Source organism: Melghirimyces thermohalophilus (assembly GCF_900102685.1).
Classification (GTDB): Bacteria; Bacillota; Bacilli; order Thermoactinomycetales; family DSM-45169; genus Melghirimyces; species Melghirimyces thermohalophilus.
The window spans coordinates 126,620-153,455 of sequence record NZ_FMZA01000003.1 but is presented as its reverse complement, the minus strand read 5'-3'; the positions used below and the strand labels follow the sequence as shown (position 1 = coordinate 153,455).

The 26,836-nt window shown below is 52.6% G+C and carries 28 protein-coding genes; 2 read left to right on the top strand and 26 right to left on the bottom strand.

Going from position 1 to position 26,836, the window contains the following annotated elements; translation table 11 throughout:
• The first annotated feature begins 298 nt into the window (after positions 1–298).
• Positions 299–520, top strand: a complete 222-nt coding sequence (locus tag BLP91_RS16295) for a hypothetical protein (protein WP_176757786.1) — start codon at positions 299–301, stop codon at positions 518–520.
• A 146-nt stretch (positions 521–666) separates the two neighbouring features.
• Here BLP91_RS16295 and BLP91_RS03190 read toward each other — a convergent pair whose 3' ends face one another.
• The 3 genes from BLP91_RS03190 to BLP91_RS03180 form a co-directional block, all read right to left on the bottom strand.
• Entirely contained in the window at positions 667–3,006 is a 2,340-nt protein-coding gene (locus BLP91_RS03190; RefSeq protein WP_091566594.1) for a DNA translocase FtsK, read from the bottom strand.
• 99 nt (positions 3,007–3,105) lie between these two features.
• The gene (locus BLP91_RS03185) at positions 3,106–3,315 is read right to left on the bottom strand and encodes a YlzJ-like family protein (RefSeq protein ID WP_091566592.1); all 210 of its coding nucleotides are present in this window, start codon (positions 3,313–3,315) and stop codon (positions 3,106–3,108) included.
• The gene (locus BLP91_RS03180) at positions 3,312–4,097 is read right to left on the bottom strand and encodes a ClpP family protease (RefSeq protein ID WP_245662065.1); all 786 of its coding nucleotides are present in this window, start codon (positions 4,095–4,097) and stop codon (positions 3,312–3,314) included. Before BLP91_RS03180 ends, BLP91_RS03185 begins: the two co-directional genes overlap by 4 nt.
• 153 nt (positions 4,098–4,250) lie before the next feature.
• Here BLP91_RS03180 and cls point away from each other — a divergent pair, with 153 nt between their 5' ends.
• The gene (gene cls, locus BLP91_RS03175) at positions 4,251–5,699 is read left to right on the top strand and encodes a cardiolipin synthase (RefSeq protein WP_091566734.1); all 1,449 of its coding nucleotides are present in this window, start codon (positions 4,251–4,253) and stop codon (positions 5,697–5,699) included.
• Between the two features lie 48 nt (positions 5,700–5,747).
• Here the strand turns inward: cls and BLP91_RS03170 are convergent, their stop codons facing one another.
• From BLP91_RS03170 to rimP, 23 genes are all read right to left on the bottom strand, one after another.
• A complete protein-coding gene (locus BLP91_RS03170; RefSeq protein ID WP_091566590.1) occupies positions 5,748–7,427 on the bottom strand; it encodes a ribonuclease J in 1,680 nt (559 codons plus the stop codon).
• Between the two features lie 181 nt (positions 7,428–7,608).
• A complete protein-coding gene (gene dapA / locus BLP91_RS03165) occupies positions 7,609–8,499 on the bottom strand; it encodes a 4-hydroxy-tetrahydrodipicolinate synthase (protein WP_091566588.1) in 891 nt (296 codons plus the stop codon).
• Between the two features lie 59 nt (positions 8,500–8,558).
• Complete coding sequence (gene dapG, locus BLP91_RS03160; RefSeq protein WP_091566586.1) at positions 8,559–9,791, bottom strand: aspartate kinase; 1,233 nt, start codon at positions 9,789–9,791, stop codon at positions 8,559–8,561.
• A gap of 17 nt (positions 9,792–9,808) precedes the next feature.
• Positions 9,809–10,840: an aspartate-semialdehyde dehydrogenase gene (locus tag BLP91_RS03155; protein ID WP_091566584.1), complete on the bottom strand. Its 1,032-nt coding sequence runs from the start codon at positions 10,838–10,840 to the stop codon at positions 9,809–9,811.
• Between the two features lie 110 nt (positions 10,841–10,950).
• Entirely contained in the window at positions 10,951–11,553 is a 603-nt protein-coding gene (locus tag BLP91_RS03150) for a dipicolinate synthase subunit B (RefSeq protein ID WP_091566581.1), read from the bottom strand.
• The gene (gene dpsA, locus BLP91_RS03145; protein ID WP_091566579.1) at positions 11,550–12,446 is read right to left on the bottom strand and encodes a dipicolinate synthase subunit DpsA; all 897 of its coding nucleotides are present in this window, start codon (positions 12,444–12,446) and stop codon (positions 11,550–11,552) included. Before dpsA ends, BLP91_RS03150 begins: the two co-directional genes overlap by 4 nt.
• 164 nt (positions 12,447–12,610) lie before the next feature.
• Positions 12,611–12,859, bottom strand: a complete 249-nt coding sequence (locus BLP91_RS03140) for a YlmC/YmxH family sporulation protein (RefSeq protein ID WP_091566577.1) — start codon at positions 12,857–12,859, stop codon at positions 12,611–12,613.
• Between the two features lie 112 nt (positions 12,860–12,971).
• Positions 12,972–13,100 carry a hypothetical protein gene (locus tag BLP91_RS17230; RefSeq protein ID WP_281220338.1) on the bottom strand — a complete coding sequence of 43 codons (129 nt, stop codon included), beginning with the start codon at positions 13,098–13,100 and terminating at the stop codon, positions 12,972–12,974.
• Between the two features lie 21 nt (positions 13,101–13,121).
• Positions 13,122–13,568, bottom strand: coding sequence for a dUTP diphosphatase (dut, locus tag BLP91_RS03135; RefSeq protein WP_091566575.1), 447 nt, complete (start codon positions 13,566–13,568; stop codon positions 13,122–13,124).
• The gene (locus tag BLP91_RS03130; RefSeq protein WP_091566574.1) at positions 13,558–14,814 is read right to left on the bottom strand and encodes a M16 family metallopeptidase; all 1,257 of its coding nucleotides are present in this window, start codon (positions 14,812–14,814) and stop codon (positions 13,558–13,560) included. Before BLP91_RS03130 ends, dut begins: the two co-directional genes overlap by 11 nt.
• A gap of 66 nt (positions 14,815–14,880) precedes the next feature.
• Positions 14,881–15,870: a polysaccharide deacetylase family protein gene (locus tag BLP91_RS03125; RefSeq protein ID WP_091566572.1), complete on the bottom strand. Its 990-nt coding sequence runs from the start codon at positions 15,868–15,870 to the stop codon at positions 14,881–14,883.
• A gap of 131 nt (positions 15,871–16,001) precedes the next feature.
• Positions 16,002–18,092, bottom strand: a complete 2,091-nt coding sequence (gene pnp / locus BLP91_RS03120) for a polyribonucleotide nucleotidyltransferase (RefSeq protein WP_091566570.1) — start codon at positions 18,090–18,092, stop codon at positions 16,002–16,004.
• Positions 18,093–18,219: 127 nt separating this feature from the next.
• Positions 18,220–18,489, bottom strand: coding sequence for a 30S ribosomal protein S15 (gene rpsO, locus BLP91_RS03115; RefSeq protein WP_091566568.1), 270 nt, complete (start codon positions 18,487–18,489; stop codon positions 18,220–18,222).
• A 177-nt stretch (positions 18,490–18,666) separates the two neighbouring features.
• Complete coding sequence (locus BLP91_RS03110; RefSeq protein ID WP_091566566.1) at positions 18,667–19,620, bottom strand: bifunctional riboflavin kinase/FAD synthetase; 954 nt, start codon at positions 19,618–19,620, stop codon at positions 18,667–18,669.
• 5 nt (positions 19,621–19,625) lie between these two features.
• The gene (gene truB, locus BLP91_RS03105) at positions 19,626–20,525 is read right to left on the bottom strand and encodes a tRNA pseudouridine(55) synthase TruB (RefSeq protein WP_091566564.1); all 900 of its coding nucleotides are present in this window, start codon (positions 20,523–20,525) and stop codon (positions 19,626–19,628) included.
• Entirely contained in the window at positions 20,525–21,520 is a 996-nt protein-coding gene (locus BLP91_RS03100; RefSeq protein WP_091566562.1) for a DHH family phosphoesterase, read from the bottom strand. The genes truB and BLP91_RS03100 overlap by 1 nt, the downstream gene beginning before the upstream one ends.
• Positions 21,501–21,860: a 30S ribosome-binding factor RbfA gene (gene rbfA, locus BLP91_RS03095; RefSeq protein ID WP_091566560.1), complete on the bottom strand. Its 360-nt coding sequence runs from the start codon at positions 21,858–21,860 to the stop codon at positions 21,501–21,503. Before rbfA ends, BLP91_RS03100 begins: the two co-directional genes overlap by 20 nt.
• Before the next feature lie 39 nt (positions 21,861–21,899).
• Positions 21,900–22,181 carry a DUF503 domain-containing protein gene (locus tag BLP91_RS03090; RefSeq protein WP_091566559.1) on the bottom strand — a complete coding sequence of 94 codons (282 nt, stop codon included), beginning with the start codon at positions 22,179–22,181 and terminating at the stop codon, positions 21,900–21,902.
• A gap of 3 nt (positions 22,182–22,184) precedes the next feature.
• Entirely contained in the window at positions 22,185–24,377 is a 2,193-nt protein-coding gene (gene infB, locus BLP91_RS03085; protein WP_091566557.1) for a translation initiation factor IF-2, read from the bottom strand.
• Between the two features lie 14 nt (positions 24,378–24,391).
• Positions 24,392–24,697, bottom strand: coding sequence for a L7Ae/L30e/S12e/Gadd45 family ribosomal protein (locus BLP91_RS03080; protein ID WP_091566555.1), 306 nt, complete (start codon positions 24,695–24,697; stop codon positions 24,392–24,394).
• Complete coding sequence (gene rnpM / locus BLP91_RS03075; RefSeq protein ID WP_091566553.1) at positions 24,690–24,971, bottom strand: RNase P modulator RnpM; 282 nt, start codon at positions 24,969–24,971, stop codon at positions 24,690–24,692. The genes BLP91_RS03080 and rnpM overlap by 8 nt, the downstream gene beginning before the upstream one ends.
• A 25-nt stretch (positions 24,972–24,996) precedes the next feature.
• Complete coding sequence (gene nusA / locus BLP91_RS03070; protein ID WP_091566732.1) at positions 24,997–26,202, bottom strand: transcription termination factor NusA; 1,206 nt, start codon at positions 26,200–26,202, stop codon at positions 24,997–24,999.
• Between the two features lie 23 nt (positions 26,203–26,225).
• On the bottom strand, positions 26,226–26,687 hold the full coding sequence (gene rimP, locus BLP91_RS03065; protein WP_091566551.1) for a ribosome maturation factor RimP: 462 nt from the start codon (positions 26,685–26,687) through the stop codon (positions 26,226–26,228).
• Positions 26,688–26,836: the final 149 nt, after the last annotated feature.

The following is a 26,836-nucleotide window of genomic DNA, read 5'->3' as shown; positions in this document are numbered from 1 at the left end:
GTAAATCACAGGAATCCGGCCGTTTAAAACCGGGTTTCATAACTAAATTGTACCAAAGAACAGAGAGGCATGCGAGAGATACCCCCAACTCCCGAAATCCACTCAATATTCTATAGTATGACCGTTCTCCACAGAAATGCTGCGGAGAAAGGAAAAAACATCTCTCTTTTTAACAGGTTTCATCGGATTTCAATGGCTGCAAGGGCCTGCCGCCCACCCCAACAAAACAGCCAGCTCCAAACTGTCAATCCAAAAGAGCTGGCTGATTCAAACGATCCCCACTGCCAAGCCGAAATAGGTGGCGGCTCAGACGCCGAAAGGGTATCACTTCCTGAAAATGGGTATCGCTAAAGAGATAGGCCCGTGCCCCGCTAACGTGGTCGGAGATGGGGTCAAATTGGGGATCAAGTTTCGATCCCAGGGACTGACCTCCATCATCGCTACCTCCGCTTCTCCCGAGGTTTTTAACCCTACCGGTAACAGTCATCAGACCGGCAGCCTCCAGCAGGCCGCTGAGTAATACCCCCCACTGATCGCATCCCATGTCAGAAACGACACTCAACCATCGCTTTTTCAAGCGTTTCATAGAAACGTGAAAAATGGGGACATCCCCACCCGGAGTTGTCCCCACACCCTCATTTGCGTCTTTTCATGACCCCTGTCCAATCAGCCGGAGCGCCAGACGGAGTTTTGTTGTCGCGCCGCCAGCTGTTCAGGGGTTACCAGCACCTCTCTCGGTTTACTTCCCTCATAGGGACCGACGATCCCTTTTTGCTCCATAAAGTCGATCAGGCGAGCCGCCCGGGTATAACCCACTCGGAGACGCCGTTGCAACAAAGATACCGAAGCCGTTTTCGCCTCTACCACCAATTGAACAGCTTGGGGGAACAGACTATCCTCCACGTCTTCCTCCGCTGTGTCCTCGCTCTGTTCTTCCGGAATCATTTCGTCGTGATAACGGGCCTCCTGCTGATCTTTCACATATTTCACCACCGCATCCACTTCTGAATCGGAAACGAAAGATCCCTGCACCCGGATCGGTTTGGATGCTCCCACCGGCAGGTACAACATATCCCCCCGTCCCAACAGCTTCTCCGCTCCGCCCATATCCAAAATCGTGCGGGAGTCGGCTGCTGAGGAGACGCCGAAGGCGATGCGCGACGGGATATTGGCCTTGATCACCCCAGTTATAACATCGACAGACGGGCGTTGGGTCGCGATGATCAGATGGATGCCGGCAGCCCGGGCCATCTGAGCCAGTCGGCAGATGGCATCTTCCACATCCGCCGGTGCCACCATCATCAGATCGGCTAGCTCGTCAACGATCACCACGATGTAGGGTAACTCTGGCTCCTTTTCCCCCTTTTCCCGGACGAGTTGATTGTAACGTTCAATATCTCTAGCTCCAGATTCCGCAAACAGCTCGTACCGCTTTTCCATCTCCGCCACCACTTTTTTTAGAGCTACTGCGGCCCGCCGGGAATCGGTAACCACCGGTGCCAACAGGTGCGGAATCCCGTTGTAGATGTTTAGCTCCACCATTTTAGGGTCGATCATCATCAACTTGACTTGATTGGGTTTTGCCTTGTACAAAATGCTGCAGATGATGTCATTAATACAGACGCTTTTGCCTGACCCTGTCGCGCCGGCTACCAGCAGGTGGGGCATTTTAGACAAATCTCCCACGATGGGTTCACCGGAGATATCCCGGCCCAGGGCGATGGATAGCTTGGAATGGGCCTCGTGATACTGAGAACTTTCCAGCACATCCCGGAGCCCCACAATCGATATTTCCGGGTTAGGCACCTCGATACCTAAAGCAGCTTTCCCCGGAATCGGCGCTTCAATCCGGATGTCCTTGGCAGCCAGTGCCAGTGCGATATCGTCGGACAGGTTGACAATCCGGCTCACCTTGACCCCGATATCCGGCTGCACTTCATATCGGGTAACCGCCGGACCTCGGTGGATTTGCGTCACTTTCGCTTTTACCCCGAAACTTTCCAACGTCTTCTCCAGCTTTTTCGCATTATCGGTCATCCCACGACGATCCCGATTTCCCGATGTTTTCGGCTTACTGAGGAGTGTAAAGGGCGGCAGCCGGTACTCGGGAAGGTCTTTCTCTTTGTTGAAGTGAACCACCACTGCACCAGCGGATTTTTCTTTATCAGAGTCTGACGATTGGACCTGTGCCTCCTTTTTCTCCGTAATCGGGGGTTTCGCCGGAAAAAGCTCCGGTTGTACAAGCTCCGCCGGCACGTCTTTCTCTTCTTCCGCCTTTTCCGAAAAGTCGTGGATCACCGGGATATCAGGAGATTCCTTTTGTTCCGCCGACCGTTTTCCTTTGTCTTTCGAAACCGGGCGACGCCGTGAAGAAGTTGCCGCTTTTTTACGCTGATCAGTAAAGCGACGGAGCAGCTCCGCCTTCCAATGTTGTACAAATTGATTCCAGCGCGCCTTCAGAGCATGAAAGCTATTGACATAGGATAGTCCCGTCGCCAGCATCACCCCTGCCAATCCGAGAGCGATCACAGCTAATGTCGAGCCGGTTCGGTCAAATAGAAAACGAAACAGCCCATAGCCCATCGCCCCTACCATACCACCTCCGATATCCGTCGGAAGACGGGAATTTTTCTCCTCCAAAATCCGTTCCCACGTGATGGAGAGGATCGACCCTTTCGCCCCCTGCTCTTCCAGGGCGTCAAAAGTTTCCATGTGGTTCCAGATGAGAAAGGCCAGCACAATCATCAGGATCCCCAACCAGCGGGGGGACCAGCGGCTCGGCCATCGGCGCTTGGCCATGATGCGGACCGCCAATATCAACCCGCCCAGTGGGATCAGAAAGTCCCAGTTACCCACAAAAAAGCGGGATAAATACCCCAGCGCCCGACCGACAGCTCCCATCTGGGCCATCGCCATCAGCGAAAGGGTGAAGATCACAATGCCGTATAATTCAAATAAAATCGCATTTGATACACTTTGGGAGGGTTTGTTTTTTTGTTTCGCCATCACCGGTCCCCTTTTCTGTCCAAACTATTCCTGTGTTTCCATTATAACATGGCAAGACCCTCCAGTCCGAATCCGGATGGAGGGTCTTGCCATGTAGATTTATAAACGTACGCGGGAACCCGGTTGATAGCGGGGATCCAAGTAATGTCCAGGATCAGTGGAGAGCAGGCGCAGGATTCGCCCCTGACCGCCTCCCTCCATCTCCACCACCATGGAGACACCTCCTACATCCACTTCCCGGATTTCAGGCCCCTGTTCTGAAGGGTCGGTGAGAGCAGCTTCCATCGGGATGACGGAGTAATAAATCATTGGATCGGTCCCTCCGAACCAGTCCCGATTCGTCGATTCAATTCCGTCAAGGCGTCGCCCAAGCCCCCCACATGGTCGATCAAACCGTACTTGACTGCATCTCCTCCGATCACATTGGTTCCGATATCCCGGGCCAACTCGCCGGTCCGAAACATCAACTCCCGAAACTGATCCTCGCTGATGGCGGAGTGTTCCGCAACAAACCGGATCACCCGGTCCTGCATTTTTTCCATATACTCGAAGGTTTGCGGAACCCCCACCACCATACCGGTTAAGCGGACGGGATGAATCGTCATCGTGGCCGTCTCGGCGATAAAACTTACATCGGAAGCCACCGCGATCGGCACCCCGATACTGTGGCCTCCTCCCAACACCAAGGATACCGTCGGTTTGCTCATGGAGGCGATCATCTCTGCGATCGCCAGCCCGGCTTCCACATCCCCGCCGACAGTATTCAACATCACGACAACCCCTTCAATTTTGGGGTTTTGTTCCGCTGCCACAATCTGAGGAATGACATGCTCATACTTGGTCGTTTTGTTTTGGGCTGGCATCACAATATGCCCTTCCACCTGACCGATGATAGAGAGACAGTGGACATTGGACTCCATCTGAGGTACGTTGGTTTGACCCAACTGTTGTATGGCATCGACGATTCCTTTTTGCTTTGGGGCCCCTTTCTTTTCCGGATCCGTTCCCGGCTGCGGTCCGGGAGCTCCGGGAGAAGGTGCACCTGGAGGTTGTGTGGTCGGATTGGTTTGCGGTGTCATTTTTCCATTCATACTTATCCCCCTTTTCCTCCAGTTAGTATGGGGGGCTCGTGGGAATCCTATGCTCGTTGCTGCTATCTGCTTGACGAATCCAGCAGGAAACGTAAGAATGATGCGAGATAGGTTTAAAAAACCGACAGGCAGGGGTCTCATATGAATGAAAACATTAACCTATTGTCGATTCTGCTCAGTATCGTCTTCATCCTCAATATCCTGGTTGCCATTATCTTGATCTTTATGGAAAGACGGGATGCCAGCGCCACTTGGGCCTGGCTGTTAATCCTGTTTTTCGTCCCCCTAGCAGGATTTTTGTTGTACCTGATCTTCGGACAAAATCTGAGTCGTAAACGCCTTTTTGTTTGGAAGGATTTACATAAAATCGGCATTGAACACTTGATTCACACACAGATTCAAGCGATTAAAGACAACACCTTCCCCTTCCAAAATCCTGACACGAAGAAACATCAGAGTCTGATTTACATGCACTTGATCAATAACGACGCCGTGTTGACCCAGGATAACCGAGTCAACCTGTTTACCGACGGTAAAGATAAATTTCGTTCCTTGTTCCGGGACATCGAGTCGGCCAAGGACCACATCCATCTTCAGTACTATATCTTCCGCAATGACAACTTGGGAAAAAGACTCATTCGAACGTTGACCCGAAAGGCGATGGAGGGGGTTGAAGTACGCGTCCTGTTTGACGATTTGGGATCGAGAAAAACATCGAAAAAACCATTTCGCCAACTGATCGAGGCCGGCGGACACGTGGAAGAATTCTTTCCCTCTTCCTTTCCGTTTATCAACCCCCGGCTCAACTACCGAAATCACAGGAAATTGGGTATTATCGACGGAAAAATCGGCTATGTGGGTGGCTTCAACGTGGGAGATGAATACCTGGGATTAAAATCCCAATTCGGTTACTGGCGGGATACCCATTTGCGCATCATCGGAACCGCTGTCCATGCATTGCAAACCCGATTTATTCTGGATTGGAACCAGGCCACCACCCGCCACCCCATCGCTTACTCCGACCGCTACTTCCCCGTCACACCCCCGGTTGGGGAAGTGACCATGCAAATCGTCACCAGCGGACCTGACTCCGAATGGGAACAGATCAAAAACGGTTACATCAAAATGATCACCTCTGCCAAAAAATCGATCTATATTCAAACCCCCTACTTCGTTCCCGACGCCAGCCTGCTAGATGCCTTAAGAATCGCCAGCCTATCAGGGGTCGATGTCCGTATGATGATTCCGAACAAACCGGATCATATGTTTGTTTACTGGGCGACGTACTCCTATATTGGCGAACTGTTAAAAGCCGGAGCGAAAATTTACCTGTATGAAAACGGCTTCATCCATGCGAAAACGATCATCGTCGATGATGAAATCAGCTCGGTGGGAACAGCCAATATCGATGTCCGCAGTTTTCGGCTCAATTTTGAGGTCAATGCCTTCATGTACCATCAACCGACTACACGACAATTGTCAGCCATCTTCCAATCGGATTTGGGACAATCCCGGGAATTGACCATGGAGGAGTACGAACAGCGACCCTTAAAAATCCGTTTTAAGGAGTCCGTCTCCAGACTGTTGTCCCCGATCTTGTAAAAAAGACCGCGACCTCGTAAAAGAGATCGCGGTCTTTTTAGATACGTCTCAAACCTCCATGATGATCGGAAGGATCATCGGGCGACGACGTGTTTTGTCAAATAAGAACTTACTCAGAGCATCCCGAACGCTCGTTTTAAGCGATGCCCATTCGCTGACCCGTTCACTCACACATTTTTCCATCGTTTGGGTGACAATGCGGTTGGCTTCTTCCAGAAGTTTTTCCGATTCGCGCACATAAACGAAGCCACGTGAAATGATATCGGGTCCGGACAAAATCTTACCATTATTTTTTCCGAGGGTGACTACAACGACGAGAATGCCATCCTGGGACAGCAGTTTACGATCGCGAAGAACGATATTTCCCACATCTCCGACCCCCAACCCGTCGACGAGGACATTCCCCGTCTGGATCTTGGAGCCGTAACGCGCTTTACCGCCGGAGAATTCAACCACGTCTCCATTATCACTGATAAAGATATTCTCCGGACGAATTCCGACAGATTCGGCAAGTTGGCTGTGAGCACGCAACATCCGATGCTCACCGTGAATCGGGAAAAAGTATTTCGGTTTGATCAAATTGAGCATGAGTTTCAGATCTTCCTGGGATCCATGACCGGACACGTGGACACCATGCTGGGAATTGGTGCTGTAGACCACGTTGGCCCCGACCCGAAAGAGTCTATCGACGGTTTTGGCGACCAATTTTTCATTGCCGGGAATGGGCGTGGCAGCTAAAATCACCGTATCCCCAGGCAAAATTTCCACCTTGCGATGGGATCCATTGGCCATACGCGTCAAAGCGGACATAGGTTCCCCTTGGCTTCCCGTCGACATCACCGTCACCTTATGGGCAGGCAATCGGTTGATCTCATCGGGGTCGATCAACAGACCGGGGGGAACACGCAGATAACCGAGTTCCATGCTGATATTGACCACATTAACCATGCTGCGCCCAACAACAGCCAGCTTTCGGTTGTGCATGTGAGCCGCGTCCACCACTTGTTGGATCCGGTGGATATTGGAAGCGAATGTGGCTACAATCACTCGCTGTTTCGCTTTGCGGAACACAGCCTCCAGCGCTTCGCCAACCGTACGTTCCGATCCGGTGAACCCGGGCCGCTCCGCATTGGTGCTATCGGAAAGAAGGCATAAAACACCTTTCTTACCAATCTCAGCCATTTTATGCATATCTGCAGCCTGTCCGTTGACGGGGGTCATATCAAATTTGAAATCACCGGTATGGACGACCCGCCCTTCCGGCGTTTCCAGACAGATCCCGACCGAGTCAGGGATGCTGTGGTTCGTCTTAAAGAAGGTGGCTTTCATCGAACCCAGCTTCACTTCCGACCGGCTGTTGATAACCACCCGTTTCGTCTGGTTTAAAAGATGGGCCTCACGCAATTTGTGTTCCACCAGGCCCATCGTCAATTTTGTACCGTATACCGGCACATGAAGCTGTTTAAGGATGTAAGGAAGACCGCCGATATGGTCCTCATGCCCGTGTGTGACAAGAATCCCGCGCACTTTGTCACGATTCTCCAGCAAGTACGTGATATCCGGAATCACCACATCGATTCCCAGCATTTCCTCTTCCGGAAACATCAATCCAGCATCGATTACGACGATGTCATCGCCGTAACGGACCACGTACATATTTTTCCCGATTTCATCCAACCCACCGAGAGCAAAAATGGACAATTTGCTTCGTGAGTTGTTTTTTGTCAAAAAAAATTCCTCCTGTTACATATTCAATTGTAGTTCACCCATAAACCGCACAAGTCACTTATCGTTATTATACACGAATGGAAAGAAGGGTTGCAAGAAACCGGATAAGAAAATATTCCAGAAGTGCAAACGAAAAAACCGGGCCCTTTAAGACCCGGGGTTACACTCTCATCACCTTTTGTCAAGTGATCTGCATGGTGTGAAGGAGTGTCTGCATATGCGTCTTTTCCGCCTGATTCAAGGGAACGATCGGAAGGCGGACATGTTCCTCGCAAACGTCCAGCAGCGATAGGGCGTATTTAAGCGGTGCTGGGCTGGCTGTCATAAAAAGGCCTCGCCACAAGGGAATCAAGCGGCGCTGAATCGCACCGGACTTCTCCACTTCCCCGGCAAAAAACGCTTCAATCATCTCCTTGATCTCTCTTCCGGCTACATGGCTCGCCACGCTGACGATGCCGACACTTCCGATAGAGAGGTAAGGAATCAACAACTCATCCATTCCGCTATAAATGGCTACGCCATCCCGTTTTCGTTCCACAAGATCCATTAACGAAACAAGATCCCCGCTCGACTCTTTGATGGAAGTAATATTTTCCACTTCATGGGTCAACCGTACCAATGTATCGACACTGAGGTTGACAGAGCTCCGACCGGGAATATTGTAGACCATGACCGGGAGGGATGTCGATTCGGCCACCGTTTTGAAATGTTGGTATAACCCTTCCTGTGTCGGTTTGTTGTAGTAAGGAACCACCAGCATCACACCGTCTACTCCAGCCTCTTCCGCCTCGCGGGTCAACTGGACCGATGCCGCGGTGTTATTGCTGCCGGTGCCGGCGATCACTTTGGCGCGACCGCCGGCTCGCTGAACCGAATGCCGGAAGAGTTCCAGCTTTTCCTGATGGCTTAATGTCGGCGACTCTCCTGTCGTACCAGCGACGACGATAGAATCGGTGCCGTTCTGAATAAGATGTTCAATAACAGAATCGACGCGCGGCCAATCAATGGCTCCGCGATCGGTCATGGGAGTAATCATAGCAGTCAGAAGTCTACCAAATTGCACGACGTCCATCCCCCTAGTCCCGATCTATCGGTGTAGATCTGTTTAAACACCCAACCATTCTCTATATATTAACTGGTTAAATGGGCTTTGTGAAGATCAAACTTTCGGTGTAACGAACGAACCGCCTTCACCATATCTTCCCCTGGCACCAACACCCAAATCGTCGTATGAGAGTCAGCGGATTGCAGTACCGGGATGTCCTCTCTGGTCAACGCTTCGGCGATTTCAGACATGACGCCGGGGACGCCGGCGATACCAGCACCTACTAAGGACACCTTGGCACATCCCCGCAACAATTCCGGCTTGAGATCCATGGAGCGAAGGATGGTCTCCGCCTGATCCGCAACATGATCATACACGGTGTAGATAACTCCGCTGGGGTTAATATTGATAAAGTCCACGCTGATCCCGTTTTCCGCCATGGCTTTAAACACCTTCAACTGGAGGTCATATTGCCCTTCGCCCGCCGGAACTTTGATCTGGGTGACGTTGGCCATCTGGGTGATGCCGGTGATGAGGCGATCGTTCACTTCACTGGCCACACGGTGTTGCTCATGGGTGCTGGAAACTAAGGTGCCTGGATGATCGCGGTTGATGGATCGCACCCGGATCGGCACATTGGTCTGCATGGCCAGTTCCACCGCACGGGGGTGAATCACCTTCGCCCCTTGGAAGGCTAAATTGCAGATCTCCGTATAAGTGACGCTCTCGAGAGGGGCCGCATCCTCCACAATCCGGGGATCGGCGGTCATCACACCCTCTACATCGGTGAAGATATCGACCACGTCAGCATTTAGAGCGACCCCGAGGGCAGTAGCGGTCGTGTCGCTCCCCCCGCGGCCCAAGGTCGTCGTCTCTCCATCGACCGTTTGGCCCTGAAACCCGGCCAATACAACCACTTTCCCCTGCTTCAATTCCTCCTGGACGCGCTTGGGATTGATGGTTAGGATCTGTGCGTTGTTGTAGTTATCGTTGGTGATAATTCCAGCCTGCCCTCCGGTAAGCACCGTATTGGGAATTCCCTCTCGGTTTAACAGGCTGGATAGGGTGGAGGCGGAAATGATCTCCCCGCAGGAGAGTAGCAAATCTTGTTCCCGCGGAGAAAGGGACTGCCCATTTTCCGTGATCCAGTTTAAAAATGTGTCTGTGGCGTAGGGATCCCCTTTACGTCCCATCGCCGAAACCACAGCGACAACACCACAACCTTCTTCAATGGCCTGCTGGATATGATGGACGACACGCTGCCGGCGTTCCAAAGTGGCCACCGAAGTTCCGCCAAACTTTTGTACTCGGATTTTCATCAATAATCCCTTCTACCTTACGCTTGAACCAAACGTTCTGCGATTTGTACGGCGTTGGTCGCAGCGCCTTTCAGAAGATTGTCGGCTACCACCCACAGGTTGAGTCCCCGGGGATGAGCGATGTCTTTGCGCACGCGTCCCACGAACACTTCATCCCGGCCGACAGAATCCAATGGAGTGGGATACACCTGGTTTTGGATATCGTCTTCCAGGATCACCCCGTCCGCATCCCGTAAAGCCTGACGTACCTCTTCCAGATCGAACTCTTTTTCCAATTCCACATAGACGGATTCGCTGTGTCCCCGTTGGACCGGAACCCGCACACAGGTGGCGGTCACGCCGATCTGTTCATTACCGAAAATCTTTTTTGTTTCTCGCACCATCTTCATCTCTTCCAACGTAAACCCGTTATCCTGGGCCACATCGCATTGTGGAAGGGTGTTGAAGGCGATCTGATAATGTTTGTCAAGCTTGCCGACCGGCATGATCTCCTTTTTTACCTCCCGATTCTCTAAAGAGGCGCGTGTTTGTTCGCTCAGTTCTTCCATCGCTTGAGCACCAGATCCGGAGACCGCCTGATAGGTTGAAACGATCACGCGGTCAAATCCATACCGGTCGTAAAGCGGTTTGAGCGCCACCACCATCTGAATCGTGGAACAGTTGGGATTGGCAATAATCCCTTGATGGTTCTTGATTTGGTCCCCATTCACTTCCGGCACAATCAAGGGAACATCCGGATTCATACGGAAGGCATTGGTGTTATCAATAACCACGGCACCCCGTTTCACAGCTTCGGGAGCAAACTTTTCACTGATGCCGCCGCCGGCGCTGAACAGAGCGATGTCCACGCCTTCAAAGGCTTCCGGCTTTGCCTCCTGCACTGTGACCGCTTCACCCTTAAAACGAACCGTCTTTCCTGCAGAACGGGCCGAAGCCAGCGGGCGAAGTTCTTTCACGGGAAAAGAACGCTTCTCCAGGTTGCGCAGGATTTGTTCTCCGACAGCACCTGTTGCTCCTAAGACAGCGACCGTTGCTTCTTTCAAAGGCATGTAATCAGTCCCCCTAAAGACTTCAGTAGGCCAAAAGTTACGAGGGCCTCCATTGAGGATAAATGAAGGCCACCGCAACCCGGTGTATGCTGGTGGTGCATCTTTATCTATTATGAGATCAAATCGCGGTATTTTTCAACTATCAATGGTTGGATTTGCTTCCCGTTCATAGCCGCCTCAATCGTCTCGGGGATCATTTCCATCCGCGCTACCAGTGAATTGGGCTTCTGCTCCGGTGCATCTTGGCCGAAGGGGACAAAATAGATATGCCTGGTTGGTAGAAGACGGGCCAGGTTAGCTGCATTGAGACCCAGAGCGTCGTTGGTAGAGATGGCGACAACGACGGGCCGCTGATTGCGCATCTGCGCCTTGGCACCCATGAGCACCGGACTGTCTGTCTGCGCGTTGGCCAAGCGGGACAGACTGCTCCCGGTACAGGGGGCGATCACCATGCAATCCAATAGCTTTTTCGGGCCGATCGGTTCTGCCTCAGGAATACTAGTGATCATATTCTCATCGGTGATGTCCCGGATCTTGCGCAACCATTCCGCCGCTTCCCCAAACTTGCTGTCCACCGTTTGAACGGTATGGGAAAGGATCGGGATCACCCGGGCTCCCAACTTTACCAACCGCTCCATTTGCGGCAGCACTTCGTCATGGGTGCAGTGGGAACCCGTCATTCCAAATCCGACGGTTTTCCCTTTCAAATTCATCGGTTGGAACCCTCCTCATGCTGCTCCGCCACCAGGCGGATAATCGTTTGGGCCAAAATCCGGCCCGCTGATTTGGATGCGACGATTCCGGGTAGGCTGGGCGCCAACAACGCTTTGATCCCTCTCTTTTCAGCATGGAGGAAATCGACACCACCCGGTTTGGAAGCGAGATCAATGATGACCGTGTTGTGGGACATCCGATTGAGCACTTCTTCCGTAACGATCAATGATGGGACGGTGTTGAAGAGCAGTTCTACATCATCCACTTGATCATGAATATCTTTCGTAAAAAAAGCCTTTAGTCCCATCTCTTCAGCACGGGCTGCCTGATCCGGTCGATGGACGCCCATTTTCACCTGAGCCCCCAATGCTGTCAGAGTTCTTCCCAGAGTCATTCCCACTCGACCCAACCCCAGCACAGCACAAGTCGACCCGTGGATGGTGATATTGGTATTTTGAATGGCCATCATCAGAGCGCCTTCGACGGTGGGAATCGAGTTGTAGATGGCTACATCATCCCGTTTTAAGAGCTCCACCAATCGAATGGAGTATTTTTCGCTTAAATCCTTTAAGTATGATTTTGCGATTCCTGAAAAGATCGTGACATGATGGGGTAACGATGCGATATGCCTCTCGGTCAGCACTAATTTTTTGGTGGTAAAAATGCTGTCAACAAATCCTTCTTCATCCGTTCCCAAAATCGGAAGGATCAATATATCTGTCGTCTTTAATAGGTTTTCGGTCAGTTCCCGGTTGACGGCGCCGCTGAATGGGCTCTGCAGGTTGTCAAAACCGATCAGACTAACCCTTGCCTTCCCCTCGATGCAGTTTTTGATCACTTCCAGCTGCCGAGCGTCACCGCCGATAAATACCACATGTTTTCCTTTCAACATCTCCCCTGAATGACCCCTTTCCCGGTGGAGTACCCAATGGCGGCGGGCACCCCTACCTTTGGGAAGTCGCCGCTCTCTCCTGCATCATATGTCGAGGGTTCTTTATCGGTTACCACATACAAAAAACGAGGTGCAGTGCACCTCGTTACCGCATGAAGCTTCTATTACCGATGATAGAGACCGCTTCCCGTCTCCACAATCACCATTTCCGGTCCGATCTTTTTGATATGTCCCCAGTTGATCTCCCGGGTACCTTGCTTTTTTCCGAACCACGAAGAGCCAACTGGCAGCAACAGGGAACGGATTTCTCCCGTTTGCGGATCGATCAGGAGATCTGCCTGCCCCACATTACCGATCCGTTCCCCTCCTCCAACATCGATCAGTTCTTTTTCAGCAAACTCGCTCCACCGCAAAGGCGATCCCTCCCCCTGATCCATATGTATCCCTCGTGAATTCAGGATATGAGGAAAAAAACCTCATCCGGAACGATTCTTTTTCCGCGTGGAAACGGTTCAGCAATAAATCCTACTGTTGGCTGATAGGCAGAATCGCCGCTGCGGACAATCGGGAGCTTTTTCCATCCACCACCTGATACAGGGCGCTTCTCACCTGTTCCAGCTCTTCATCCAAACCTTTGCGTCTCTCGAAACTCACCTTTCCCCTCCGATGTTGAGATTACTTTCCTGTATGACCAAAGCCGCCCGATCCTCGCTGGGTTTCATCCAGCTCCATTTTCTCCGTGAGCCGTACCACGGGAACCTGCTGAAATACTAATTGGGCAATGCGATCTCCCCGCTGAACGTGAAAGGGCTGATGCCCCAGGTTGTGCAAAATGACGGAAACTTCACCGCGGTAGTCCGCATCGATGGTTCCAGGGGCATTGGTGCATGTGATCCCGTAACGGTAAGCCAGTCCACTGCGAGGTCGCACCTGGGCTTCCAACCCTGGGGGCATCTCCAACGCAATCCCTGTCGGAATCAGCCGCCACTCCCCCGGCTTCAATAAAATCTCTTCTTTTACCGCAGCCTGTAAATCAAACCCACTGGCTCCCGCAGACATCTGGCGGGGGATCGTTAAATCCTCATTTCCGGGAAGTTGTTGAATGCCAACTTCATAGTGCAAGGGCTTCCCTCCTAAATGCTGAAGGCAATCGACCCTCTGGCGAGATACCAGAGATCGCCATCGGATGGGAAAAGAGAGCCCGGGCCACTTCAAGCAAATCTTGGCGGGTCAGGCTTTCCACCGCCTCCACCACTTCGTCCAAAGATTTATGACGACCTAAGAGAAGTTCATTTCTCCCCAACCGGCTCATCCGATTGCTGGTGCTCTCCAGTCCCATCATCAAGCTGCCTTTCAACTGTTCTTTCCCTTTGCGAAGCTCCTCATCGGTCACTCCGTCATTCCGAATATCCTCGAGAATGTGTAGAATCACATCCATCACTTCATTTTCCTGACCAGGTGCCGTTCCCGCGTAGATCGTGAACAAGCCAAAATCACTGTAGGAACTGTGGTAAGAAAATACGGAATAGGCCAGCCCCCGGTTTTCACGAACTTCTTGAAACAGGCGAGAACTCATATTTCCTCCCACCAAATTGTTGAGCAGGATACAAGCATAATGGCGAGGATCGCCAACCGCGATCCCAGGTAAACCGAGACAAAAATGAGACTGCTCCGTCGCTTTTTTCTTCATCGCGGCACCGGCAGTAAACACCGGCTTTGTCCGAGGAATCGGATCCGGCACCCCCTGAAAGTGTCCAAAATGGGTCTCCAGCAACTCCAAAAAATGTTCCGGTAGATTGCCTGCACAGGCGATCACCAGCTTTTGGGGATGATAGCGCTTCTCCTTGAAATCCAAGAGACCACCACGATCGAAACTTCGCACATTCTCCACACTTCCCAGAATCGGAAATCCGAGGGAATGACCTTCGACTGCAGCAGAATAAAGCTCATCATGAACCACATCATCGGGCGTATCATCCACCATCCGGATCTCTTCCTCCACCACCTTCTGTTCTTTGCGAATCTCGTCAGCATCGAAAGTGGATTGAAGCACCATATCGGCCAACAGTTCCACCGCCGGCTCCAAATGTTCGTCCATCACTTTGGCGTAGTAGCAGGTCATCTCTTTGGAGGTAAAGGCATTGACCTGGCCGCCGATTTCATCAAATCCTTCCGCCAACTGGCGAGCAGTCCGTGTTTTTGTGCCTTTGAACATCATGTGTTCTAAAAAATGGGAAACCCCATTGTTCTCCGATGTTTCATGACGGGAACCAGTACCAAACCACAGACCCAGCGCGACTGAGCGGACGTGGGGTATCGATTCCGCCACCACCCGGATCCCGTTGGAAAGCGTCCATTTTTGTATCAATTTGTTCCCCCTATCCCATTTATCCTTTTTATATGTCAGTTTTTTCCGCAAGTATTAATCACTATATCAAAAGGTGTGGAAGGGCTCAACAGGATCTATCCGTTTTGATGATAAAACCTCACCCACCGTGCCCAATCGTAATCCTTTTTGCTCAATGGTTCTTATGATTTGAGGAAGGGCTTGTACCGTTCGCGGAGTCGGGTGCATCAACAACAGGCTGCCTTTGTCGATATTTGTTCGTACCCGCTCCGTCATCCATTGCGGGCTGGAACTGGGCCTCCAATCCACCGTATCCACCGTCCACAAAACGGTTTTCATCCCCATACGATAGGCCTCTTTCACAACAGACTGATTAAAATCCCCCGCCGGGGGAGCAAAAAAACGGGATCGACCACCCAGTTCACGGATCAGCTCCTCGGTCTTTTGCAACTCACGTTGCATGCGATCCCGGGAAATTTGGCTCATCAACGGATGGCTGTACGCATGGTTGCCTACCTCGTAGCCTTTTTCCAGCAACATCTTAGCTTCTTCCGGATGTTTTTTCACCCAAGATCCGTCCAAAAAAAAGGTAGCAGGGACACCTTCCTGTTCCAGGATGTTCAGCATTCCCGGTAGGTGCTCGGTTCCCCAGGCTACATTCACCATCAGAGCCGCCATCGGCTTCTGTTCGTTGCCTCGGTAAATCGGCTGGGCTCCCAATTGATCCAGCGTCACCCGCGGGGGCACCTCCCGGTAAACCCAGGGGATTTCCCCTCCTTGTTTCCGCAGGGCCCGACGATAAGTGGCTTCTTGATCCACTTTTCGGCCGTTGTAACCGGGAATCGCCTTCCAGATCGGATCCACCCGGGCATCCACCGGTGGTTCATACCGAGCACGGGCTCCTTTTTCGATCACGTCTTTTATATGTTCTTCTTCAAATAAGGGCTGAATCACTGGCTCCGCCGTTCCCTGCTTCACCGAATCGACATATGCGGTGACCGGTGGAGAATAGACTGCGGAGACAAGCAGGAGGAAAGAAAGGATCAGCCACTTCAATGAAAGCTTTCCCTTATTCATGTCGGCAACAACACCTTCATTCCAGATATTCCTAATCTATGCGTCGCTACCGACTCCTATACAAGGGTTTAGGACAAATAAAAAAAGAGACAGATCGCTCTGACTCTTTTTGTGGGGGACAAGATCCATTCTCAGGACTTATCCGTCAACAAGGCTTTTCGCGACAGATTGATCCGCCCCTGGTTGTCGATCTCCGTCACCTTCACCTCGATGGAATCCCCGAGATTGACCACGTCGGTCACTTTGTTCACCCGAGTTTTGTCCAGCTGGGAAATATGTACCAAACCTTCCTTGCCCGGGAGAATTTCCACAAAGGCCCCGTACTTTTCCACCCGCTTCACGGTACCGGTGTACGTCTCACCAACCTCCACTTCCCGTACCAGATCTTCGATGATCATTTTGGCTTTGCGGTTCTTTTCCGGATCCGTCGAGGCGATAAAGATCCGTCCGTCCTGCTCAATGTCGATCTTCACCCCGGTATCCTCAATAATTTTGTTGATCACCCGACCACTGGGTCCGATCACTTCACGGATTTTATCGGGGTGAATCTTCAAGGTGAGAATTTTGGGAGCATAAGGAGACAATTCGTTACGGGGCTCCTCCAGTGTCGCTGTCATATTGCTGAGAATCTCCTGGCGGGCTCGATAAGCCTGCTCCAGGGCCTGTGTCAGGATCCCACGATCGATCTCTTGGATCTTGATATCCATCTGGAGGGCGGTTACACCTTGGCTCGTTCCCGCTACTTTAAAGTCCATATCACCCAAATGATCTTCCATCCCTTGAATGTCCGTCAGCACAGTCACCTGATCACCTTCTTTGACCAGGCCCATGGCGATACCGGCAACAGGGGCCTTGATCGGCACACCAGCATCCATCATAGCCAGAATCGATGCACAGATACTAGCCTGGGAGGTGGAACCGTTGGACTCCAACACTTCCGATACGACTCGAATCGTGTAAGGAAACTCATCCTCAGAGGGGACGATCGGCTCCAGTGCCCGTTCTCCCAGGGCGCCGTGCCCGACCTCCCGTCTCCCCGGTCCACGAATCGGCCGGGATTCTCCCACGGAGAAAGGAGGGAAATTGTAATGGTGCATAAACCGTTTGGACTCTTCTAGGTCGAGGCCGTCCAAAATCTGTACATCTCCGAGGGCACCCAAGGTACAGACGCTGACCACCTGTGTCTGCCCTCTCCGGAAGTGGCCAGAGCCGTGAGTTCTGGGAAGAATACCCGCCTCGCTGGTCAAGGGGCGTATCTCCTCTGGAGACCGTCCGTCGGGCCGTTTTTTCTCCACCAAAATCATGCGGCGGACTTCCTCTTTCAACACCGTCTGCAGCACTTCGTCGATCTCTTGTTGTTGTTCTTCTTCCGGATATTCCTCAGCAAGCTCCTCCACAACCGCCTTTTTCACCTGCTCGATACTTTCCTCGCGGGCTTGTTTTTCTACAACTTGGGCGGCCTCCGCCATGGGGACGGCTGCTAGATCCCGCACCCGCTTCTCCACTTCGGGGTCCACTCGGTGCAGTTCCGGTTCCATCTTTTCTTTTCCGATCTGTTCGATAATCCCCTCCTGAAAGGCCACCAGCTCCTTAATCGCTTCGTGACCGAACAGGATCGCTTCCAGCATAACCTCTTCCGGAACCTCGTCAGCACCCGCTTCCACCATGTTAACACCGTATTTGGTACCGGCGACAACCAGGTGTATATCGCTCTTTTCGCTCTCTTCAACCGTCGGATTGATCACTAGCTCTCCGTCGATCCGGCCGACGATCACTCCGGCGATCGGACCGGAAAAGGGGATGTCGGAGACGGACAGGGCGGCGGAAGCGCCGATCATAGCGGCGATCTCCGATGAACAGTTCTGATCGACGGACATCACCGTCGTAATCACCTGCACATCATTCCGGAACCCCTCCGGAAACAGCGGACGAATGGGCCGGTCGATCAACCGACTGGCCAGAATCGCCTTTTCACTGGGTCGCCCTTCCCGCTTGATGAAGCCGCCGGGGATTTTTCCCACCGCGTACAACCGTTCTTCATAATTCACCGTCAAGGGAAAAAAGGGCAGGTCCTTCGGCTCTTCCGACGCCGTTGCCGTAGCTAATACCGCTGTCTCTCCGTAACGTACTAAAACGGAACCATTGGCCTGATTGGCGTATTTGCCAAATTCCAGCGTTAATCGCCTCCCCGCCAACTCCGTCTCGAAAACCGTTGATTCCATCTTTGCTGCGAACCCTCCTCTCACACGCACAGTTAATACTTTCTTCATGGTAGCATTATTTCCTTCTAAGGAGGCTTTTAGATTCTCTGTTACTGAAAAAAGCGGGGAATCCCCCGCTTTGTTCACGTCACCGGCGCAAGCCCAATTTTTGAATCACCTGGCGGTACCGCTGAACATCGTTATTCCGCAGATAGTTGAGCAGATTGCGACGCTGCCCGACCATCTTCAGAAGACCACGGCGGGAATGGTGATCCTTCTTGTGCTCCCGGAGATGTTCATTCAACTCCGTGATCCGATGAGTCAGGATCGCGATTTGAACTTCGGGAGATCCGGTATCATTCTCATGCGTTTTGAACTCGTTGATGATTTCCCGTTTGCGTTCCAGGGACAAGCTCATCCCGTTCACCTCCTTATTTCAAAACCCCCATGGCCCAGGCCATCGCCGAGGCAGTCAATGATCCGCGCCAGGGTTGCTACGCCGAAGGGCCGAAAAAGCCCTCGACACGGAGACCGGGTGACAGCGCCACCCGGTACCTGGACAGTATAGCATAACCACTGGTAATAGTAAATGTATTTAAGTTCGATTAGCACCTTTGCCAAGGTCCAGCCAGGAACGAGCATTCTGCTCATCCTGTTGTAATTGAGCGATCAAGTCATCCACGGAATCAAAAGGGACCTCGTCCCGGAGATGATGGAGAAATTCCACCTGTAAGTGGTTACCATAGAGGTCTTCGTTCACATCAAAAAGGTGGACCTCCAAGGTGCGTTGTGCCTCTTTCTCCTTAAAAGTGGGGCGGACGCCGATATTCATCATCCCGTGGTAAACTTTCTCCCCCTTGCGGACACGGACCACATAAACGCCCTGTTTGGGAACGATAAAAGGTTGATCCAGGTTCAGATTAGCAGTTGGATACCCGATCGTCCGCCCCCGTTGATCTCCTTGGACCACCGATCCACGCAAGGTGTATGGACGCCCCAGGATCTCACAAGCCTCTTCCACCCGGCCCTGATCCAGCGCCTGACGCAGCCGGGTGCTGCTGACAGAGAGAGCCTGATGCTGAATCGGCCGCACCACCTCCACCTGCAGCCGGCCCGCTCCCAGTGTCGCTAAATCTTCCGCCTTCCCCTTCGCTCCGCGGCCAAAGGTGAAGTTAAATCCGACGGTTACTCCCTTCACCTGCAGAGGGAGCAATACATCCTCTACAAAAGACTCCTTGGAACGGGCGGCCAGCTCCCGGTCAAAACGCATCACATAGACACGTTCTACGCCCAGTCGTTCAAATTGGGCCAGCTTGTCCGGAAGCGGGGTGAGGTATTGATTCACCTTAGCTTTGCCTAACACGTCCCGCGGGTGGGGATAAAAGGTCATCACACCTGAGATCACACCTAGATCAGCGGCTATCTTCCGTGCTCGTTGAATCACAGCCTGGTGTCCGCGGTGAACCCCGTCAAAATAACCAATCGCCAGCGAAATGGGAGGGAAGGTTTCTTCAGTTTTTAAGGGGTATGATAAATGGATTGTTTCCATCAGATTCACCTGACCCGAAATACTTTTTCCGGCGTTGCCGTCTGTTCGTCCCTCATCTTATACAGCGCACAGAATTGACCTGAATGGGTAAACACCCGGAACAAAGTACCAACCGCAAAATCGCCCTTCATAGAAAGAGGTCTGCCGTTGAGCACCCCAGCTGACGCTTCTTCTGTCACCGCTACCTGGGGTAAATGGGCCAGGGCGTCTCCGATCCCGATCAACGCCCGGTGCAGCTCCTCTTTTTCCGCCAGTTCCGCCAAACTTTGCAGCGGTTGAGCATCTGTCAGCGTAAAAGGGCCGCTTTCCGTACGCACCAATCGGGACATGTGAGCCGGATAGCCCAACGCCGCCCCCAGATCGACACAGAGCGTGCGAATGTAGGTGCCTTTGGAACAGGTCACATCAAAGTCGACTCGGGGGTGTTCACCGTCCTCCATGCCGATTCTGCGCAGAGAATAAATGGTCACAGTGCGAGGCGGCCTCTGAACTGACTCACCTTCCCGGGCCCATTCATAAAGCTTACGCCCTTTCACTTTGACCGCGGAAAACATTGGGGGAACCTGCTGGATCGCTCCTGTAAACCGGTTGAACACTGCATCAATCTGTTCCGGAGTCGGAACAACATCCACCGGTTTTTCTTCCACCACTTGACCTGTTTGATCTTGGGTGTCGGTGGCGATCCCCAGGGTCATCGTTCCTCGATACCGTTTAGGCAGGTTCTGAATATATTCGGCGATTCGGGTAGCTTGTCCCAGGCAAACCGGGAGCACCCCCTCTACTTCAGGATCAAGAGTCCCGGTGTGTCCTACCTTTTTCTGACCGGACAGACGGCGAATCCGGTTGACCACATCGTGTGAGGTCCAACCGGAAGGTTTCAGCACGGGAATTACACCGTGAAGCATCACGCTCCCCCCTGTTGCAAGGCTTCGCCCACCCGTTCCAGGACGAGGGCTTCCACCCGCTCCCGGGGACCCTTAAGGGTGCATCCCGCCGCCCGGGCATGACCACCTCCGCCCAGCGCCTGCGCCAGCGCACCTACATCGACGATCTCACGGGAGCGGAAGCTGGCCTTAACCGCACCCTCCTCCGTTTCACGAAACAGGATGCCGACGTCTACCCCGACCACATTGCGGGCGTAATTGACAATCCCGTCCAGATCCTCTTGCCGAGCCCCCGTTTCCCGAAACGCTTCCCGACTCAACCACATCCAGCTCACCTGGCCGTCCCGTGAAAAGGAGAGGGTATCCAGGGCTCTCTGTAACAGGGCCAGTTGTTCCCGAGTCATCGTTTCCATCACCCGGTCGGCCACCTCGGCAGGTTCCACCCCGTGGCGAAGCAACCCCGATGCCAGCTCCATCACTTCCGGGGTTGTATTGGAGTAGCGGAAACCGCCGGTATCTGTGAGCAACCCCGTGTAGAGACAGGTGGCAAGTGCTCGGTCCCCCTTCACCCCGAGATGGGCTGCCCAATGGCAAAGGATTTCCGCCGTGGCAGCGGCCTTTGGCTCCACCCAATTGACGGTTCCGAACCGATCATTGGTCGGATGGTGGTCGATATTGAGAATCTGTGCATCATCGGCTACCAGTCGGCTCGCTTTCCCCATCCGTTCTGCGTCCGCCACATCGACGGCAATCACCTGTCGAAAAGGAGCGTCTCCCCTCCACTCTTCCGGGGAACGGATCTCGCCCGCCCCAGGTAGAAATTGAAATTTGTGAGGGACAGGGGATTCATTGACCAGTACTGCGGACTTACCCAACTTTTCCAGAATCCACTTCACTGCCAGAGTGGAACCAATCGCATCCCCATCGGGGTGCAGATGGGAGACCACCAAATACGGTCCTGAATCTGTTATAAAAGCTTCGGCCCGCTTTCGTGCTTCACTTTGATTGGTCGCCATCTCGGTTCACTTCTTCCAATAACTTGGAAATATATTGACCGTGCTCGATCGATTCATCGAACTTAAAAATCAATTCCGGGGTGTGGCGGAGCTGAACGCGGCGGCCGATTTCCGTTCGGAGGAAACCCTTCGCTTTTTCCAATCCCAAGAGCGTCTGGTCCTTCTGTTCCTCGTTTCCCAACACGCTGATAAACACTTTCGCCTGCTGGAGATCCCCGCTCATTTCCACAGCGGTTACAGTGACAAAACCGATCCGGGGATCTTTCATTTCATGCTGTAAGACATGGCTCAATTCCTTTTTCACCTGTTCGCCGACACGACTTGCCCGAATGCGCGCCATCAGCGACACCTCCTGTTCGACTCCCTTGACAGGATGGGGCTACAGGAAGGAAATTTCCGCGTCAACGATTTCCAGATCGTGAACGGATTCCAGAAGACGCATCGCTTCCTGCAGCTCCTTTTCTACAATCCTCCTGTCGCTTCCGACACCGGCTACAGCCAACTCTGCCCACCGCCGGTTATCTTGAGCCCCTACCTCCGCCACCGACAGGTTGAGCCGGTGGCGGATGCGGGACAGACCGCTTTTTACCGCCCGGCGCTTATCCTTGAGGGAGGTTGCACCTGGGAGCAGACAGCGGCAGTCCAAGAGACCGATATGCAATCGTTATCTCTCCACCTCTTCCAAAATAAACACTTCCATGGTGTCACCCTCTTTGATGTCGTTAAAGTTTTTGAGGGTGATTCCACACTCATATCCCCGAGCGACTTCTTTGGCATCATCTTTATAACGTTTTAGGGTATCGATCTCTCCTTCATGGATCACGACACCGTCACGAATCAGCTGCACCTTACCATCCCGGACAACCTTACCTTCCGTCACATAACAACCGGCGATTGTCCCCACCTTGGACACTTTAAAGGTTTGCCGCACCTCAGCGCGACCGACCAGTTTATCACGGTATTCGGGATCCAGCATGCCCTTCATCGCCGATTCGATCTCCTCGATGGCGTCATAGATCACCCGATGGAGGCGGATATCCACCTTTTCCTGCTCCGCGGTGATGCGGGCCTGGGGTTCAGGACGCACGTTGAAGCCAACGATAACCGCATTGGAAGCAGAAGCCAATTTGACATCGGATTCCGTGATCGCGCCGACACCGGAGTGGATGATATGCACCTTGACGCCTTCCACATCGATCTTTTCGAAGGAGCCGCGAAGAGCTTCCGCCGATCCTTGCACATCTGCTTTGATAATGATGTTCAGATCTTTTGTCTCGCCTTCCTGAATCTGTTTGTACAGATCGTCCAGAGTCACGCGACTGGTTACGCCCAGCTCTTCCTGACGTTTCCGCTCATTCCGCTTGTCGGCAACCTCCCGCGCCTTTTTCTCATCCTCAAAGACGATGAAGGGATCGCCCGCTTCCGGCACATCAGACAGACCCAAAACTTCGACAGGAGTGGACGGGTTTGCCGTTTTCACCCGCTGACCGCGATCATTGATCATGGCACGCACTTTACCGAAATAGCTTCCGGCCACCAGTGCATCTCCCACGTTGAGAGTTCCGTTCTGAACCAGCAACCGGGCGACCGCACCTCGTCCTTTGTCCAGTTCCGCCTCGATCACAATCCCGCGGGCGCGTTTGTCAGGGTTGGCTTTGTACTCCTCTACTTCCGCTACCAAGAGAATCATCTCCAGGAGCTCATCAATTCCTTCTCCTTTGATGGCGGAAACCGGAACAAAGATGGTGTCACCGCCCCAATCCTCAGGGATCAGTCCGTGTTCCGTCAATTGCTGTTGGACCCGATCAGGATTAGCTTCCGGCTTGTCGATCTTGTTCATGGCCACGATAATCGGCACATCTGCCGCTTTGGCGTGGTTGATCGCTTCAACTGTTTGCGGCATCACACCGTCATCGGCGGCCACCACGAGGATGGTAATATCGGTCACTTCGGCACCGCGAGCCCGCATCGTGGTAAATGCCGCGTGACCGGGGGTATCCAAAAAAGTAACCTTTTTGCCGTTAGCTTTCACCTGATATGCCCCGATATGCTGAGTGATACCACCCGCTTCGCCGGCAGTCACCTTCGTCTTCCGAATCGTGTCCAGAAGCGTGGTCTTCCCGTGGTCCACATGACCCATAATGGTTACAACCGGGGGCCGTTCCTCGAGCTGTTCGGGGTCATCTTTCTCTTCCAACTCTTCAAAGGCGGATTCATCCACCACTTCTTTGTAATGAACCTTCACACCAAATTCTTCGGAAAGCAAGGTAATCGTATCTACATCGATCTCCTGGTTGATAGTGGCCATGGTACCGAGACCCATCAGCTTTTTGATCAGTTGCGAAGCTTCCCGCCGCAGCAATTGAGCAAGTTCACCCACGGTCATCGGGCCGGTCACTTCAATTTCCGAGGGGAGTACGGGGGCCTGCTTCGGCTGTTGACTTTTACGGTCACCCCTGCGGTTTCCTCTACGGCCTCGACCGCCGCCGCGGTTTTTGTTGTCCTTCCCATTTCCTCGATTTCGACGCCGTTGATCGGCGCCGGTGCGGTTTTGATCTTGCTTGCCTTTTCTTCCGCCCCGGCCTTGATTTTTTCCGCCTTCCGAACGTCGATTCCCACCAGTGCGGTTGTTTGACTTCTGTTTTGTTTTCTCTTCATGCTTGGCTGTGTTCGGTTCCGATTTCTCCGCCCCCTGTTTTACGTCTTTAAAAAATTGCTCCACTTTCTTAACCATCTCATCGTCCATCACACTCATGTGATTATTGACGGAAATATTTAACCGTTTAAGGATCGTCAAGATTTCCTTACTGCTCATATTCATTTTTTTAGCGTATTCATAAACGCGGATTTTCGCCAAATCGATCACCCCCGTCAGTTACTCGCACCATTCCCCATGGCTTTGGCAAAGCCCGGGTCGGTCACAGCAATCACCACCCGTTCGGCTTTGCCAATCGCTCCGCCCAACTCTTGGCGGGAACCTGCTATCGTCAGCGGAACATCGTAAAAATCACATTTGTTCGCGATCTTTTTCCTGGCGTTAGGTGCGGCATCATCCGATATGAGAACCCGGTAGGCGGCACCGGACCGAATGGCAGCCAACACCTGTTCCTCGCCGGACACAACCTTACCCGCTCGCATCGCCAACCCCAACATCTGTAGGAGTTGCTGTTTATTCATCGAGCTTCCCCGTCTCGATGTAATCCTGCAATCGTTGGTAAAATTCCTCATCCACCTTAACCTTCAACGCCCGGTCCAGGGCTTTCCTTTTTTTCGCCATCGCCACATATTCCGGCTTCGCGCACAGGTATGCCCCTCTACCGGATTTTTTCCCAGTGGGATCGATCCGGACCTCCTGATCCGGTGTACGCACAATTCGAATCAGTTCTTTTTTTGGAAACATCTCCTGAGAAGCTACGCACTTTCTCATCGGAACCTTTCTTTTCTTCTTCATTCCACCCACCTCCTGGCGCAGATGGTTATTCCGATTCCGTAGCGGAATCCTTTTCCTGTTCGTCCGCAGTTTCTTCTTCCGCCGCTTCCTCGGCAACGGTGTCAGATCCTTGGACGGTCTGCTCCTTGATGGGTACCGTTTCTAACGTATTTTCTTCCACGGCTTCTTCTTCAGCTTCCGGCTCTTCCTCCACTATCTCTCCCACTTCAGACTCGCTCTTAATGTCAATTTTCCAACCGGTCAACTTTGCTGCCAAACGGGCATTTTGCCCCTCTTTACCGATCGCTAGCGAGAGTTGGTGATCGGGGACAACCACACGGGCTATCTTATCTTCCTCATAGATATCCACACTGACTACCTTCGAGGGACTGAGAGAATTGGAAACAAATTCGACAGGATCCTCCGACCAACGGACGATGTCAATTTTTTCTCCCCTCAGCTCGGTAACCACCGTCTGCACCCGCATGCCCCGGTGACCGACACAGGCGCCGACCGGATCCACCTGCTCATCACGTGTGGAGACAGCCAGTTTGGACCGATGCCCGGCTTCCCTGGCCACCGAGCGAATCTCCACGATCCCTTCATAGATTTCCGGGACTTCCAGTTCAAATAGGCGCTTCAGCAACCCGGGGTGGGTTCTGGAGACAAACACCTGCGGACCCTTAGTCGACTTTTCCACACGGTTGATATACGCCTTCACTCGATCATTATGTTTAAAACGCTCCCCCGGCATCGTTTCCTGGAAGGGAAGCAAGGCTTCCACCCGGCCCAGGTCGATATAGTACTGCCGGTTATCCGCCCGTTGCACCACGCCGGTCACAATATCTTCTTCCCGGTCGACAAATTGTTCATAGATGATGCTGCGTTCCGCCTCCCGGATTCGCTGGGTGACCACTTGCTTGGCGGTCTGGGCAGCAATACGGCCAAAATTTGCCGGGGTGACTTCAATCTCAACGATATCGTCCAGCTCATAGGACGAGCTGATATCGGCGGCTGCCTCAAGGGAAATTTCCAGACGAGGGTCCAGCACTTCCTCCACCACGGTTTTCCGGGCGAAGACCCGAACCTGACCGGTATCTCGGTCGATGTCCACCCGTACATTTTGGGCAGAATGGAAGTTCCGTTTGTAAGCGGAAATCAGAGCCGCCTCGATCGCGTCGATCAACACCTCTTTGCTGATGCCTTTTTCTTTTTCCAGTTGGCTGAGCGCCTCGATGAACTCGGCATTCATCTTTTTCATTCTCCTCCCTTCGATTAAAACACGAGGACCAGACGCGCCTTGGCCACTTTTTCCATCGGGATTTCCACCTGTTCACCATCTAGATCGACCGTCAATTTTTCCGGTGAGTAATCGGTTAAAATCCCTTCAAACTTCTTTCTTCCCTCAATGGCTTCATAAGTGGTCAAAAACACCCGTTCCCCCACCACCCGTTCAAAGTGTGACGGCTTCTTCAACGGGCGTTCCGCACCTGGAGAAGAGACCTCCAAAAAATACTGGCCCGAAACCGGATCTACCCGGTCCAATTCCTCTCCGAGACGTTCACTCACTCGGCTGCAATCGTCGAGATCGACCTTCCCGCCCGGTCGGTCAATATATACGCGCAAATACCAGTTTTTCCCTTCTTTGACATATTCTGTGTCGTACAATTCCAAGCCTTCCCCGGCCAAAATCGGTTCGGCTAATTGCTCCACCGCTTCAATCACCTTGCGACTCAACTTTATTCCCTCCTTGTCAGCCCTTTTCCCTATGAAGAAATTTCACCACAAAGGGAAAGAGTGGGTGCCAACCCACTCTTTTCGGCCGAAAACATATCTCTCGCTCAGTATAGCCAAAAAGATCTTAAACTACAACCGCGTCACAAGGT